The sequence below is a fragment of the Arthrobacter sp. HMSC08H08 genome (genome assembly GCF_001807575.1).
GTDB lineage: Bacteria > Actinomycetota > Actinomycetes > Actinomycetales > Micrococcaceae > Pseudoglutamicibacter > Pseudoglutamicibacter albus.
In genome coordinates this window covers 1-14,143 of sequence record NZ_KV789395.1, presented here as the reverse complement: position 1 = coordinate 14,143, position 14,143 = coordinate 1, and the positions used below count along the sequence as shown (strand labels likewise).

Annotated in this window: 10 protein-coding genes and 3 tRNA genes; 9 read left to right on the top strand and 4 right to left on the bottom strand. The window is 56.5% G+C overall.

Features of this window, described 5'->3' with window-relative positions:
- Nucleotides 1–222: 222 nt before the first annotated feature.
- Complete coding sequence (locus HMPREF3175_RS06755; protein ID WP_070491419.1) at nt 223–936, bottom strand: DUF6318 family protein; 714 nt, start codon at nt 934–936, stop codon at nt 223–225.
- A gap of 79 nt (nt 937–1,015) precedes the next feature.
- On the opposite strand from HMPREF3175_RS06755, the gene HMPREF3175_RS10315 reads away from it, so the two are divergent.
- Nucleotides 1,016–1,156 carry a hypothetical protein gene (locus tag HMPREF3175_RS10315; protein ID WP_156961750.1) on the top strand — a complete coding sequence of 47 codons (141 nt, stop codon included), beginning with the start codon at nt 1,016–1,018 and terminating at the stop codon, nt 1,154–1,156.
- A 286-nt stretch (nt 1,157–1,442) separates the two neighbouring features.
- Here HMPREF3175_RS10315 and HMPREF3175_RS06750 read toward each other — a convergent pair whose 3' ends face one another.
- Nucleotides 1,443–2,888, bottom strand: a complete 1,446-nt coding sequence (locus tag HMPREF3175_RS06750) for an NCS2 family permease (protein ID WP_070491418.1) — start codon at nt 2,886–2,888, stop codon at nt 1,443–1,445.
- A 418-nt stretch (nt 2,889–3,306) separates the two neighbouring features.
- Here HMPREF3175_RS06750 and HMPREF3175_RS06745 point away from each other — a divergent pair, with 418 nt between their 5' ends.
- Nucleotides 3,307–4,119 carry an SDR family oxidoreductase gene (locus tag HMPREF3175_RS06745; RefSeq protein WP_035754399.1) on the top strand — a complete coding sequence of 271 codons (813 nt, stop codon included), beginning with the start codon at nt 3,307–3,309 and terminating at the stop codon, nt 4,117–4,119.
- Nucleotides 4,120–4,516: 397 nt separating this feature from the next.
- Nucleotides 4,517–5,641: a universal stress protein gene (locus HMPREF3175_RS06740; protein WP_083289475.1), complete on the top strand. Its 1,125-nt coding sequence runs from the start codon at nt 4,517–4,519 to the stop codon at nt 5,639–5,641.
- 183 nt (nt 5,642–5,824) lie between these two features.
- Here the strand turns inward: HMPREF3175_RS06740 and HMPREF3175_RS06735 are convergent, their stop codons facing one another.
- The gene (locus HMPREF3175_RS06735) at nt 5,825–7,831 is read right to left on the bottom strand and encodes a C40 family peptidase (protein WP_070491416.1); all 2,007 of its coding nucleotides are present in this window, start codon (nt 7,829–7,831) and stop codon (nt 5,825–5,827) included.
- A 450-nt stretch (nt 7,832–8,281) separates the two neighbouring features.
- On the opposite strand from HMPREF3175_RS06735, the gene nagB reads away from it, so the two are divergent.
- Complete coding sequence (nagB, locus tag HMPREF3175_RS06730) at nt 8,282–9,073, top strand: glucosamine-6-phosphate deaminase (protein ID WP_070491414.1); 792 nt, start codon at nt 8,282–8,284, stop codon at nt 9,071–9,073.
- A 141-nt stretch (nt 9,074–9,214) separates the two neighbouring features.
- On the opposite strand, the gene HMPREF3175_RS06725 is transcribed toward nagB, so the two are convergent.
- Nucleotides 9,215–9,583, bottom strand: a complete 369-nt coding sequence (locus tag HMPREF3175_RS06725; RefSeq protein WP_070491412.1) for a metallopeptidase family protein — start codon at nt 9,581–9,583, stop codon at nt 9,215–9,217.
- Nucleotides 9,584–9,718: 135 nt separating this feature from the next.
- Between HMPREF3175_RS06725 and HMPREF3175_RS06720 the strand changes: the two genes are divergently transcribed.
- The 5 genes from HMPREF3175_RS06720 (at nt 9,719) to HMPREF3175_RS06705 (ending at nt 13,927) form a co-directional block, all read left to right on the top strand.
- Nucleotides 9,719–9,791, top strand: a tRNA-Glu gene (locus tag HMPREF3175_RS06720).
- Nucleotides 9,792–9,865: 74 nt separating this feature from the next.
- Nucleotides 9,866–9,939: transfer RNA gene (locus HMPREF3175_RS06715), tRNA-Asp, on the top strand.
- Between the two features lie 49 nt (nt 9,940–9,988).
- A tRNA-Phe gene (locus HMPREF3175_RS06710) sits at nt 9,989–10,061 on the top strand.
- A 915-nt stretch (nt 10,062–10,976) separates the two neighbouring features.
- Nucleotides 10,977–12,176 carry an MFS transporter gene (locus HMPREF3175_RS09985; protein WP_083289474.1) on the top strand — a complete coding sequence of 400 codons (1,200 nt, stop codon included), beginning with the start codon at nt 10,977–10,979 and terminating at the stop codon, nt 12,174–12,176.
- 1,022 nt (nt 12,177–13,198) lie between these two features.
- Nucleotides 13,199–13,927, top strand: a complete 729-nt coding sequence (locus HMPREF3175_RS06705) for a DUF6318 family protein (protein ID WP_070491410.1) — start codon at nt 13,199–13,201, stop codon at nt 13,925–13,927.
- Nucleotides 13,928–14,143: the final 216 nt, after the last annotated feature.

The following is a 14,143-nucleotide window of genomic DNA, read 5'->3' as shown; positions in this document are numbered from 1 at the left end:
ACAGGACGGTTCGCAAAAGACTTAGGAGCAGCCGCCGGCGCATGAGAGGGCGCCCCCGCCTTGGAATCCGAGGACGTTTTGGTTACTTTTCTTTGCATTTCGCGAGTCATTAATGTGGACTCGACAGAATGTGAGTCTTGGTCGAAGCCCACATTAGGCGTGGCAGAGGCATATCCTGGCGCTAGTAGTAGCGGGAGGACGCAAAACAAGGCGATATTCCGTCTATTTCGCATTCCGATAGATCCCTTCCAGACGCCATTGCCCGTCGATTCTGCGTAGTTCTAGGAAAGCATCGTGCATCGTTCCTCCGGGAAATTGCTCGACTGGCTTGGGGCTTCCAGGAAAGTACCGTTTACGTGGCTTCTCACTAATGGATAGGTGGACTTCGTAGATGCCGTTGTCGAGTTCTTTCAGGTTTGGGCGAACCTTCTTTGGTATCAAGTCTCCGCCGATGTTCCAGGACCCGTCTTTCTCCATCATTTTCCTGACCCTTTGAACCATCTTGCAGTAGATGCAAGATTTATTGGTCATTTCCCAGAACTCGAGCCGTAGCTTGTTGGTTTCCAGTCCGTAGTTGAATTCTTTGAACCAGTGCTCGATGAACGCGACTTGCCCAGCTTTGCTTTCTTCCTTCGCTACCTCCGGTAGTGGTCCAGGGACAGGCACGTTCTGTGCTGGGCGTTTCGGGGTTGCTGGCTTATAGGGGCCCTTCGGCGACGGACTCGCGGAAGGTTTAGATTTCGCGGGGCTCTTGTCCGTGTCGCTTTCGGACGTGTTCTTATTCTTGGCTTCCTTATCACTCGGCCTTGCAGACGGCGAGACTGAAGTAGCAGCTTCGGCGGGCTTCGCATCGTCATTGGTGTCGCAGGCAGCCAGACCGGAAACAAGCGTGAACGTCAGGGCTGCGGCGATAGCGCTGCGTTTTAGATCTGTCATGGTGTCGCCCCTTAGGCATGTGTTTCTGTTTAGAACCTAAGGTAGCGAAGCGCATCAAAAAGCACCATAGACAAACGAAATGAAATTTATCTTTCACGTTTCGGATGCGAGCAGATTCCTCAAAGTCCCGCATAAACACAGGGCAATTGAATCTTCAGAAATCGAGTTCGCACCCAACCTTCTGTCCGGTATCCCGGAAACCATCGAGCGTCACCGCTAGCCACAAACACAAAACAAGGCCATCAACACAGGTGTAAGCCAGCTCATAGCAGTGCAAGATCGAGGTCGCCACCGTACGGCAACGCGAAAGCGGGGCCGTTGCGACCAGTTCACACTGGCTGCAACAGCCCCGCCCACTTATTCAGGCTAACTTCCTGACCGGCATCGTCCCTGACCGGTCTCGCCCGTGCCCGGCCAAGTCCCTGCCGGCCAAACCAGCCGGGCCTAGCCAGCCCCGGGCCCGTCGGTATTATTTCTACAATTTTTGTGCCGAAGGTTGGGTTTGGTTAGGCGGAGGCGCCCGTCCAGCCGTCTACCAGCCCCATGCCGAAGAACACGAGGAAGAACCCGGCGACGACCCACATGAGTGGGTGGATGTCTTTGATGCGGCCTTGGACGAGGCGCACGAACACGTAAGCGATGAAGCCTGCGCCGATGCCGTCTGCGATGGAGTAGGTGAACGGCATCATCAGGATCGTGAGGAACGCTGGTAGTGCGATGCCGATGTCGTCCCAGTCGATGTTGGTTACTTGGCTCATCATGAGGAACCCGACGGTCACGAGGGCCGGAGCTACGGCTTCGAATGGCACGAATTGCACGAGCGGGGTCAGGAACATCGCGAACAGGAACAGCACACCGGTGACGATGGCCGCGATACCTGTGCGCGCACCTTCAGCAATACCGGCGGAGGATTCGACGAAGATCTGGTTGGAGGAAACACCCGCGCCACCACCGGCGACGGCGCCTGCCGCGTCGACGAGCAGCACGCGGTCCACGTTCTCGATGTGCCCGTCTTTGTCGATGGTGCCGGCGGCGGTCGCGAGGCCGACCATGGTGCCCATCGCGTCGAAGAAGATGGAGAGCAGGATCACGAACACCAGCAGGATCGCGGCGACCGCGCCGATGGACGATGGGGTGAACGCTTCTACGACGTTTGCTTGGCCGATGAGGGAGAGGTCAGGTAGCTGCCACGTGAAGTTCTGGCCTGGGACGACGAGCGCCCACCCTGTTGGGTTGTCTTCGCCGCCGGCGCCGATTTTGAGGGTTGCTTGCAGGATGTTCGCGAGGATCGCGGAGGCGATGATGCCGATGAGGATGGCGCCGCGGACTTTGCGGACCATGAGGGCGATGGTGAGGAACAGCCCGAAGAGGAAGACGAGGGTTGGCCAGCCGACGAGTCGGCCGTTGATGCCAAGCGTTACGACGGTGCCTGGGCCGGCGCGTACGAAGCCTGCGTTGACGAGGCCGATCAGCGTGATGAAGGCGCCGATACCTACCACGATGGCGGTTTTAAGCCCTGCGGGGACGGCGTTGAAGACCGCTGTTCGGAACCCTGTGAGGACGAGGATGAACATGATGGTACCGGCGATGACGACCAGGCCCATCATTGCTTGCCATGAGAGTCCGGGGTTGGTTGCGACGGTGACGGCTACGAGCGCGTTGACGCCGAGGCCTGTTGCGAGGGCGAAGGGTTGTTTCGCCCAGAGGCCCATGACGATTGAGAGGAGGCCGCCTACGAATGCGGTTGCGGCTGCGACTCGGGCGATGCCGAGTTCGTAGCCGTTGGTGTCGGCGCCTTGGAGGATGAGCGGGTTGAGGACGACGATGTAGCTCATCGCGAAGAATGTTGCGAAACCGCCGCGGATTTCGCGGCCGAGTGTTGAGCCCCGTTCGGTGAGCTTGAAGTATGTGCTGAGCCCACTGGTGGCTTGATTGGTGCGTGCTGATGACATGTTGTGAATTCTACTGTTTGCGCGGGCGCGTGTGGGGCTTGATGTCGCGGGTTTGCGTGGTGTTGGTGGTTCCTTTGGGTTGGTTGCGTCCGATGCGGGGCGGGCTTGGTATGGATGCAGGGCCACTCAGGTGAATGGAATTAGTCTCGCTCATTATTCAATTTAGTGTTGATTATGTAGTGATTTCTTCAATGATTTGTCTGTGTATATTTCGGCTCCTTGGGGAGTGAGATCTTCGCTGAGCAGGCGCGGTGCCATAGGCTTCTTTATGGCTTGCATTGCGGTACATGACCTGCTACAGACTCGTGGCCTGATGGACGCTATTTCGTCACTTTGTTTTCTCTATATTCTCTATACCCGGCTGGTATCATTAAAGCGTTACATCAATCCACGAATCGCAAGAAAAGGGTGGAGTTCAATGGCTCGAGTTATTGTCGTAACAGGTGCTGGGTCTGGGATCGGTAAAGCCACTGCGGATCTTCTGAAACAGCGTGGCGAAACCGTGATCGGTGTCGATTTGAAGGGTGCTGACCTCGAAGTTGACCTAAGCAACGCAGAGTCGCTGCAGGCCATGGTCGACAAGATCAGCGAGGAACACGGCCATATTGATGCGATTGTCGCCAACGCAGGTACCGCATCGCAGACTCCGCTCGACGTCAAAGTGAACTTCTTTGGGGCTATTGACACGATTGAATCGCTCAAGCCTCTGCTTGAGAAGTCGGAGAACCCACGCGTAGCTGTTACCGCGTCGGCTGCTTCCCTCCAGCCAACTGATACCAACCTTGTGAACCTGCTGCTGGAGGGCAAGCGTGAAGAAGCCGTCGAGTACGGCGCTGCGCTCGCTGAGAAGAGCCAGGAGATCGGTTACGCAAACTATTCGGCATCGAAGCGTGCCATCGCGACCTGGGTCCGTAAGGTCGCACCGACCGAAGAATATGCCGGCAAAGGCATTGCAATCAACGCGGTAGGCCCAGGTGTTGTGGAAACCCCGATGACCAAGGACCTTCTGGCAACCGAGGAAGGCCGCAAGGCTGTGCTGGGCGTCATGCCGGCTCCGCTGAACGGTGCTGTCAAGCCGGAAGCGGTTGCTGAAGTGCTCGCGTTCCTCGTATCTGAAGGTAACCGTTCGATGGCCGGCCAGATCATTTACGTGGACGGCGGCTTCGACAGCTTGGATCAGGGCCGCGGCGCGGACCTCTGGCATGCCCCGAAGCGCATGGACGAAGTATAAAGCCATCGGAATATAAGGCGTCTAGGCCTGTGCCGCAGTGAGGCTGACGTGCTTCATCTGCCTCGCTGTTGCCGGCGCCGTTGTCGCCGGCCGCGGACTTTAGGTGGCAGTTGCCGGCGGCCGCGGATATAGTGGCCAGCGCATCGTCAGTGTCGGGGAGCATCAGTTGTTCCCCGGCACTGTGTCGTTAACAGCAAGTCTTTAACAGCATCGCGCGTAAGCCGTGACCAGCATCGCGCGCATCCCTCACAGCACCCGCCCCAACTTAATCTTTAGCATCGTGAGTGCTGTTATTAATCTCGGATTTTTATTCAATGGATTCTCCCCGTGAGGTGCATTTGGCCTGTACGGTGGAGGTAAAGCGTGCAAAGCGCAATGAATCTGTAGGAGTTTCACCATGACCGATACCCCAGAGAACACCCCAACCCCGAACACCGGTGAACCGAACGTTGATACGTCGGCCTTGGATTTGGCTGCGATCCGTCTGGAGGCCCGGAAGCAGGAGGACAGCCGCAACCGTGAGGAGGCGCAGAAGAAAAACACGCCTGGCGCTGGAGCTGTAGTGGTGGGTGTCGATGGTTCCGAGCAGTCGCTGGAGGCCCTTGCGTGGGCGGCGGCTGAAGGTGGGCGTCGTGATCTGCCTGTTGAGGCCGTGATGTCCTACACGATCCCAACGTTCGTTGCTACCGCGATGGATGCCGGCTATTCGGCTTTGGATGATGAGACGTTGCGTTCCGGCGCGGAGACGGTTTTGCGTGAGGCGCTTGCGGATCTGGATCGGCGCCGTCGTGAGAACCCGGAGATCCCATTCGCTCCGGCTGACCGTGTGCGTGCGTATGTTGAGACGGGCGACGCGGCGGGCACTTTGCTGGAGTATTCGCAGCACGCTGAGATGGTTGTGATGGGCGCCCGCGGCCGTGGCGGTTTCTTTGGCCGTATTTTGGGTTCGGTTGCTTCGGCTGTTCCACCGCACGCGCATTGCGCGACCGTTGTGGTTCCGAAGGGTTCGTTGGCTCGTAAGGAGGCATCGGACACGGTGGTGGTTGGTGTCGATGGTTCGACGGCGGCTCGCTTGGCGATGTTGGATGCGGCTCAGGAGGCTGTGGCTCGCGGGTGTGAGTTGAAGGTTGTGTGGGCTTTGCCGCCGCTTTCGGGCACCCAGATGTGGGCGGCATCTGCGATGGACCAGCAGTCGGTGGTCCGCGAGATGAACACGCAGCTTTCTGCAGCGGCTGATTGGTTGCGTCACCACTTTGATGGTTTGCGTGTTTCGACTGCTGTTGTTGAGGGTGTGCCTGCGCAGGTTTTGATTGAGGAATCGAAGCGGGCACGCTTGCTGATTACGGGTACGCGTGGTCGTGGCGGTTTCGCGGGCATGCTGTTGGGTTCCACATCGCAGTCGGTTTTGAACCATGCGAAGTGCCCGGTTCTTGTGGTTCCTGCGCGTAAGGATGAGCGTATCGAGAACCGTGGCGAATTCGGCCCGATGCCGCAGGAAGAAGCCGAAGGCGAAAAGAAGTAGCCGCGCGTTCGCGGGCGGTTGCGTGGCTTCTGAAGCCGCGGTTCTGTAGCGGTCTTCTATAACAGTAGCGGGGCCTGGTCATGCTGATGGCGTGACCAGGCCCCGCTGCTTTTTAAAACCTTTGGCATCGTGAGTGCTGAAATGATTTCAGCACTCACGATGCCAAAGGTGAGTTAGCGGGGCTTAGTAGCGGGCCGCTAGCGGGTAGATGTTGTTGACGTAGCTGATTGGGGTTACGCCGATGCCGGCGCGCGGGTTGCGTGCGTGGACTACTTGTCCGTTGCCGACGTAGATCGCTACGTGGTAGATGCCGGACGGTGCGCCGTTGTTGGAGGAGAACACGAGGTCTCCGACCTGCAGGTTCTTGAGGCTGACTTGCTGCGGCGCCCCGGTGAACTGTGCGCTCGCTACGCGCTGGGTGGAGATCCCGGACTGGCGGAATGCGTTCTGCACGAAGGACGAGCAGTCGAAGTAGCGTGGGCCGTTCGCCCCGAACACGTAGCCGTATCCCTGCGAGCCTGCGATGTTGAGTGCCCAGTTGAGGGCGGCCTGCTTACCGGCGCCTGCACGCGCAGCTTGCTTCTTCTTCGTAGCGGCTTTCTTGGCTTGTGCCTTCTGAGCGGCAGCCTTCTTGGCCGCAGCTTTCTGCTGGGCTGCTCGCTGCTGAGCTGCCTTCTTGGCGGCTTGTTCCTTGGCTTTCTTTGCGGCAGCTTGCTTTGCGGCGGCCTTGCGGGCTTCTTCAGCTTTTTTGGCTGCGGCACGCTGCTCGGCTGCGCGCTTTTCTGCAGCCTTCCGGTCAGCTTCGGCACGAGCTGCTTCTTGCTTGGCCTTCTGTTCAGCGGCCTTGCGGGCCTCTTCGGCCTTCTTCGCGGCAGCCTCACGCTCAGCGGCTTCACGCTCGAGGCGTTCATGCTCTGCCTTCTTCGCTTCTTCAGCCTTGCGCTGGGCTTCTTCCTGCGCCTTGCGGGCCTCTTCAGCCTTCTTGGCGGCTTCGGCTTGCTCAGCTTCAAGCTGCTTACGCTTCTCTTCTGCCTGGCGTTGCTTCTCGGCCTGTTCGGCAGCTTCGCGTTCGGCAGCGGCGCGGGCGGCTTCTTCTTCGGCCTTGCGTTGGGATTCTGCTAGTTCTTCATCGCTTGGCCCGGCAGGAGCTTCAGATTCCGACGGGGTAGCGGCTTCTTCTGTACCGTCACTGTCAGCATCGGAGGCAGCGCCATCATCGCTAGCGCCGGCATCGGCGGCTTGGGTGCCAGTATCGCCGGTGTCCCGGACGCTGGCGGGGCGTTCGATGCCGTCAACGGTGGTGTTTGCCTGTTCAGCGGCCTCGCGTTCAGCTTCAGCGCGGGCGGCTTCGGCTTGGGCGCGAGCTTCTTCTTCACGCTGTGTTGCCTGGGCGGCTTCGAATTCGCGCTGGAGGCGTTCGTCTTCCCGCTTCTGGAACGCTTTGGCTTCTTTCGCACGCGAGGTCCCGTTGAGGTCTGCGAGGCGGTCAAGTAGTTCGTTCTGGTCCGCGGTGGTTTCTAGGACGGTGACGCGGGTTTCCGCTGCGACCTTCTGCGCCTTCGTTTCGGCTTCGGTCTGTTCGCCGAGCGCCTTCTCGGCGGCGCGAGCGGTGGCTTGCGCGTAGGCGTCCCATTGCTTGGCTAGCTCGGTCGCGTTGCGGGCGGTAGCGAGGTCGCGGGCGCGGGCGTCGGAGAGGTGACGTAGCACGTCGGAGCGGTTCAGGATCTCCTGCGGGTTCTCTGCGGCCAGCAGCTCCCCTGGGTCTACGTTGAGGCCGCCGTTGCGGTAGGTCTCAGAGGCGATGCGGCCGAGGTCTTTACCTGCACGCTGTTCGGCTTCGCGTGCGGCTTCGAGTTCGCGCTTGGCCTCAGCGGCTTCTTCGCTCTTGCGTACTGCGCGTTGCTGTGCGGCGCTGAGAGCGTCCCAGGCGAGTTGTGCGTTGGCCTGGGCGGTGTTGAGATTCAGCGACGTCTGTGTCAGTTGCGTCTCGAGGGTGTGCCGCATGTCCTTGGCGGCAGTGGGGTTGAGTTTTGCGGTTTTGACTTCGTGCGCGGACGGTACGCTGGCGCGCTGTTTTTGCACAGGCTTTGTGGTGGGGGCGCCAGGGAACGCGGATGCGGTGCCGACGAAGGTGGTTGCGGTGATCGCTACGGCGGTGACCGCTGCGGCAAGGCGGAATCGCTGTGCCATGTAAGAAGTCCTTTTGTCCGGGAAAGCTCTAAATGGACTGAATAGTGAAGCTCGTTTGTCACAGGAAAATCACAATTCAGCAAAGGTCTCCAAGACACTTTACGAAACTTCCATCACGTTGGCAACACTAAGAACATAATCCCCACTATTCACATGAGTCACACGAGTAACATCCGCCCCATGTTTTCATCTTTGGCAACGTAATTGCTGTTATTCGTCGAGGCAGCGGGTGGGTGACTTTCGTGCCCGTGTTGCCGCCGTAACGTTTCCGTAACCTCGTTGCGAGGCTGGTGCTTCTCCGCCGCGGATCACGCGGCAGCGTGGCCAATAGCAGCACTGTTGATGCCGAAGGTTTAGATAGGGGAGGGGCGGGTGCAATCTGGGGAGTTCCTTCGAGTAACGAAAAGGAATGTGTGCAACGGTGGTGCAGTGGGCGCTTAGAGTAGACGTATGGACGTGATCATCTCTAAGACAAGAACAGACGCTGAGAAAAAGGCTGGCGCAGCCGTTGTTTACGCCATCCGCCGTAAGCCAGATTTGGTTCTGGGTTTGGCCACCGGCTCTTCGCCGATCGGTATTTACAACTACGTCGCGGAACATATTCGCGACCACGGGTTGGATGTTTCGAAGATCACGTGTTTCGCTTTGGACGAGTACATCGGGCTAGAGCCGACCCACCCGGAGTCGTATCACGCTGTTTTGAAGAAGTACGTGATTGATCAGTGGGGTTTGCGGCCAGAGCAGGTTTTTGTGCCGAACGGTATGGCTGAAGATCCGCGCGCTGAGGCCGATAATTACGAGGCCGAGATGGCTAAGCGTGGTTTCGCTGACCTTCAGATTGTCGGCATTGGCAGCAACGGCCATATTGGTTTCAATGAGCCGGGTTCGGCGCTGGGTTCGCGTACTCGTGTCAAGACGTTGCATCCGCAGACGCGACAGGATAATTCCCGGTTCTTCGATAACGATATTGACGCGGTACCGGTCCACTGCATCACGCAGGGTATCGGCACTGTTATGGACGCGGACCGCGTGCTCATGATCGCGACGGGTGCGGCTAAGGCTGTTGCGGTTGCGGGCATGGTTGAGGGGCCTGTGGCTGCGATGGTCCCGGCGTCGGCTCTTCAGTTCCATCGCCGCTGTGATGTTTATGTCGATGCGGTGGCTGGCGCTGCGTTGAAGGCGCGTGATTACTATGATTTCGTTTCCGAGAATGAGGACGCGATTCCGAGCCCGCGCCGCTGAATCTACATAATCCGCTACTTCCTTTTTCATCTTCGGCATCGTGTGTGCTGCTATTTCGATCGTGGAATAACAGCACACACGATGCCGAAGGTTTTAATGAGGGATGTTTAAGCGGGCGGGGCCGCCTGTGTTGCTGGGGCTTTAGCCCCACCCGAGTTCGTGGAGTTCGTCTTCGCCGAACCCGAGGTGGTGTCCGATCTCGTGAACGAACGTGATGTGGAGTTCCCGGACGATGTCCGTCCAGTTTGAGCATGTCTCTTCGAACGTGTTCTTGAATAGGACGATGCGGTCCGGGAGTTGCCCTATTTCGTTTTCGCCGCGTTCGGTGAGCGGGGTGCCGTCGTAGTAACCGAAGGTGAGGCCGTGGGGATCCTCACTCAGTTCCGGTTCGGGGGTGTCTTCGATGAAGATCTGGATGTTGTTCATCGCGCGCGTCAACTCCTCCGGGAGCTGCTCGTAGACGGAGTGCGCGGCGTACTCGAAAGCTTCGTTGGTGACACGGAAAGCCATGTTTCCACCATAAGCAACGAAGGCTGGCTGGCCGATTAAACCCCGGATTTCCGCGGTTCTAGGCTAAATCTTGTGCTCGATTAGTCTACGTGGCGTTTATGCACTACACTGGTATCTCGGTGCACAACGCACTAGGCCCCCATCGTCTAGCGGCCTAGGACACCGCCCTTTCACGGCGGCGGCACGGGTTCGAATCCCGTTGGGGGTACGTTCAAAACTTTGGATTTGGACTGCAGGATAAGTCCTGATAGAGTTTTGACCTTGTGAGCGTATTCGCTTCACGGCCCTGTAGCGCAGTTGGTTAGCGCGCCGCCCTGTCACGGCGGAGGTCGCGGGTTCAAGTCCCGTCAGGGTCGCAAGATCTTCGAAAGAAGTATCTGAACGGCCATCGCAAGATGGCCGTTCGGCTCTGTAGCTCAGTTGGTAGAGCGTTCGACTGAAAATCGAAAGGTCACCGGATCGACGCCGGTCGGAGCCACGTTCGAAACCCCCACTTCGCGTGGGGGTTTCTTTTTGTCTGCTGCCTTACCGGCCTAGGCTCCTGCCTACGATGCGGTGCAGGCCGGGTGTTCTGCCCCCCGTTAGCGATGCTGTGAGCTGGCTTGTATCAGCCTAGTTGGTTTTGGATTCGGTCCCCGGCTAGCGGTCACGCCTAGTGCTTCGGAAGCGCTTGGCTGGCTTGGAATCCGATCAGGGAATCATTCCAAAGGGCGCAATCATGACACATGAAAAACGTAGCGCTATCGCCGAGTACCAGCCTTGGCCCTTACCTCCGGGCTAGCGGCTTGTGGAACCAATGACAATGCTAAGCCTGCCGAAACGCCCGGCCTAGAACCCGTCTGTCCCGGGAACCTTGCCCGAGGTAGCTAAACAGGAAAGTAAAGTTGGTCCCAGGGAAGATTCAGCTAGCCCTGGAGAGGCTGGAGCGCGGCGTCGACCAAATACGACTCACTGTCATTCAGAAGCCACAAAACCGCCACCCTGGGAACCACAAACGAGTCGAACAATTCCCCTGAGCCACTTTGCATTCTTGTGTATAGTTCTTCTCAAGCAACGCTGGTGCTTGTCGGGGCAGTACTTTCAGGGCCTATCTATATGGAGAAGTCCCCACTGGAATGAAAGCCATGCCTACTACTTCGGCTGAAGCTAAGCTGCTTACTTGATCACTGCATTATGGAGGCGCGGAGAACGACGCGGATTGGAGTCATATAGACGACTCTGTTCTTCAGCGATTCCGGACCAAAGGTGAATCGGGCGTTACGAATGTGCGGTGTCCCATAGCAACCCTTACTTTCAGTAAGTTTGGAACTGCTGAAAATTCTGACAGATGGTCCCGACGGAAGGGAGACTCGGGTGGCTCTCCGTAGAAATTTGACAGTTAGCACCTGAGAATATGCTTGAGGTTCTAAGAAATAGGCTTTACAGAATTTTCTTCTACAGCTTTACGCTGGGGATTTTTGCAGAAGGTCTCCTGGTAGTGACTACGCCATTCCTTATCCTCCGAACCACCGGCAGACCCGCCGACGTGGGCATAGGGTTAGCGGCGCAAACCATAGGAGTGCTATGCGCGCTTCTCCCAGGGGGCACCTTGGCGGATAGGTTCTCGAAGATAAAGATAATTTCTCTATCTTATATATTAGGTGCACTATCTTTGCTGCCAGTATTCCTATTGAATAGCGTCCAGAATAATATTGTCTTATTAGCGTTATGCTTATTTATATTTGGCGTGTCTACTGCAATATATGGGCCTATAAGTGATTCGTTGACGCCAGATTTAGTAGATGAAAGCAACTTACATAGAGCTAATTCTGTCGAGTCATTTAGTCAGCGCGTTGGGCAAGGTATGGCAGGTCCAGTAGCTGGTGGCATTCTGATAGCTCTAGATATGGGCACTATCTCTTACGCGATTGCTAGCATGTCGCTCCTTCTTGCGGCAGTAAGCATTAGAAGGATAAATATTCCGACACTTAATACTAGGGATGAAGATAGCCAGGGGCCATCCTGGTCAAGCGCCTTAAGATTTCTTAGGAAATGGCCTTCGTTTACGCTGCTTCTCGTGTGGGTCAGCGTCGCGGTGATGCTGCAGATGGGAGCGAAGCCTGTAGTAAATACAACCTGGGCAGATGGCTATCAGGGTGGATCTATGGTTTATGGATCTGCATTGGCTATTGGCGCTGTAGCTTCGCTAGCAACAAGTGTGATTGTCGGCAATGCACGCCTACCTAAAAATTACGTCCTATGCATGATTCTATGCTGGTCTATTGGGTCCTCGTCGGTAATAATCTTATTATTTAACAAAAGTGCAACTGCATTTGCGGTTACATTTATTATGTCAAGTATATTTCTAACTATTGGCAATATATACTGGTCGACATTCATGCAAAAGAGTATCCCTCGGGCATTATTGCCTAGAATGCTAAGTATAGATTGGTTTGCGTCGCTCGCGCTTGTTCCTCTGGGAGCAGCTTTGGCTGGTTTTGGTTTAGAGCGCATAGGACTAGAGAAGATGTTTCTCGTACTATCCACTCCAATCCTATTTAGCGGTTTTATAATGATGATTCTGATGCGACGCTCGTTTGCGCTACGCGAATAATGAACCACCGACATGCCCATGAGCCATGTACCAGGAAGCTCCACCGTGAAGGCACCTTCTCCACTGAAACGTGAGGGTGCCTTTTCGATAAGGTCAACACCGTGAATGCCACCAAAATCCGATATGCAAGGGTCTCCACCAGCGACTAAGCTGACCAACCCCAGGACATGTCCTTAGCTGCTGCTACTTACTGGCAGAGCTGCACCGACAGCAACAGAACTGGCCGAGCCATGCCCGTCCTTAAGGCGGAGTAGATCTGAACGCTCAGCGAGTAGAAGACGCTTTCACTGCCTGGGGTCTGGACTGCTTGGGACCTAACTCGTGCTGGCTCTCAGAACCGTTAAAGGACCTAGAGCCTTGGGGCGCCTTCTTTGAATCGCTCACTGAAGGTATAGGTAATTCGCAGAGCCTGCGAGAGCTACCGTTCTATATTCTTGTTGCTATGTTGGGATGAAATTGACCTTGACTTCTGGGCGCACTAAAGCCGGAACGGCAACGATGAGGGAAGGGTGGAGCTGATGTTGTCCCTGGTTGCCCGTCTCGTTTGTCTGAGGAGTAACGCGTGCAGCCTATTCCAGTTCGCAGGTTAATCCGGTGACGAGCAGAGCGTGGGCGAAGCGAGAGCCGGCGGGGTATCGCTCGGTATGAGCGTTCATTCCTCGGTGTGGTGTTGTTGCGGAGGTACCGGCTGGTGGTGTGCTTGTTGGTTGAAGGACTCGACCTGAGCTAACCCGCGTCCCCCTCCTATCGCTACCGAGTGTTGGTCTACATCAGTCTTTTCATTTTGGATTCTGTTCCCGGTTAGCAGTCACGCCTGATCCTGTCCGGAGTACCGGACAGAGATTCCCAGGGCTCGAACCGTTCTTCACTACTCGCCCTCCCCGCGTTCATGCGGAAGTTGGACTAATCCGGCTGCAACTGAAGTGTGAAAGAAAAATTTCATTTTGTTCTTCTATGGTGCTTTTAGATGCGCTTGGCTACCTTAGATCTCAAACAGAAACACATGCCTAAGGGGCGCCATCATGACAAACCTAAAACGCAACGCTATCGCCACAGTCTTAGCGCTCAGCCTCGCTTCCGGTCTGGCTGCCTGCGGCACCAATGACGATGCGAAGCCCGGCGAAGCGGCTACTTCAGTTGCAGAATCAACGTCAACTAGCCCAGGTGGCAACGAAGCGGAAGACAAAGAAGCGAGGGGTAAAGGCACTTCCGGTAGTGGCAAGGGCTCTGGGAATTCGAAACCTTCCGCGAGCCCGTCACCGAAGGGCCCATATAAACCGGCCACCCCGAAACGCCCAGCACAGAACGTGCCGGTCCCCGGCCCCTTGCCTGAGGTAGCGAAAGAAGAAAGCAAAGCAGGACAGATCGCTTTCGTTGAGCATTGGCTGAAAGAGCTCAACTATGCCTGGGAAGTCGGCTCCTTCCGCAAAGAGTTCTGGGATATCACATCGCGCAAGTGTGAATACTGCAAAGACATTGACAAAGCTTTCTCACTTATGAAGCAAGACAAGGCTTGGATTGTTGGCGGACAGTTACGTTACGAGGACATCAAAGCACCAAATGAGGAACTAGACGACGGAAACTTCTACGTGACATTCACTGTCCACGAAGACAAGCGCTCCTTCTATAGGCCGGGGAAAACTAAACCTGTCGAATCAACCTCGGCCGGCTCAGCTGACAACGGAATGCTCGTCCTAGAGCGCAAAGATAACGGCTGGAAGGTTAGGGGGTTCTACGGTGCCGATCGCTAGCAGACACAAGAAGACCAATGCTGCTACTACACTCGCTGCCGCTCTTCTCCTGTTCTTCACCGGAACTAGCGCATATGCCGCTAACGTTTCCTATGGCGGAGATGGACTTGATGTCGATAAAAGTGTGGAACGCAAATATGAGACCACTACGAAGAAGCCAGGGGCATCCGACTACACTCCCGCGGTTGCTCCTAAGTCTTTTGCGAACCGTCCTGT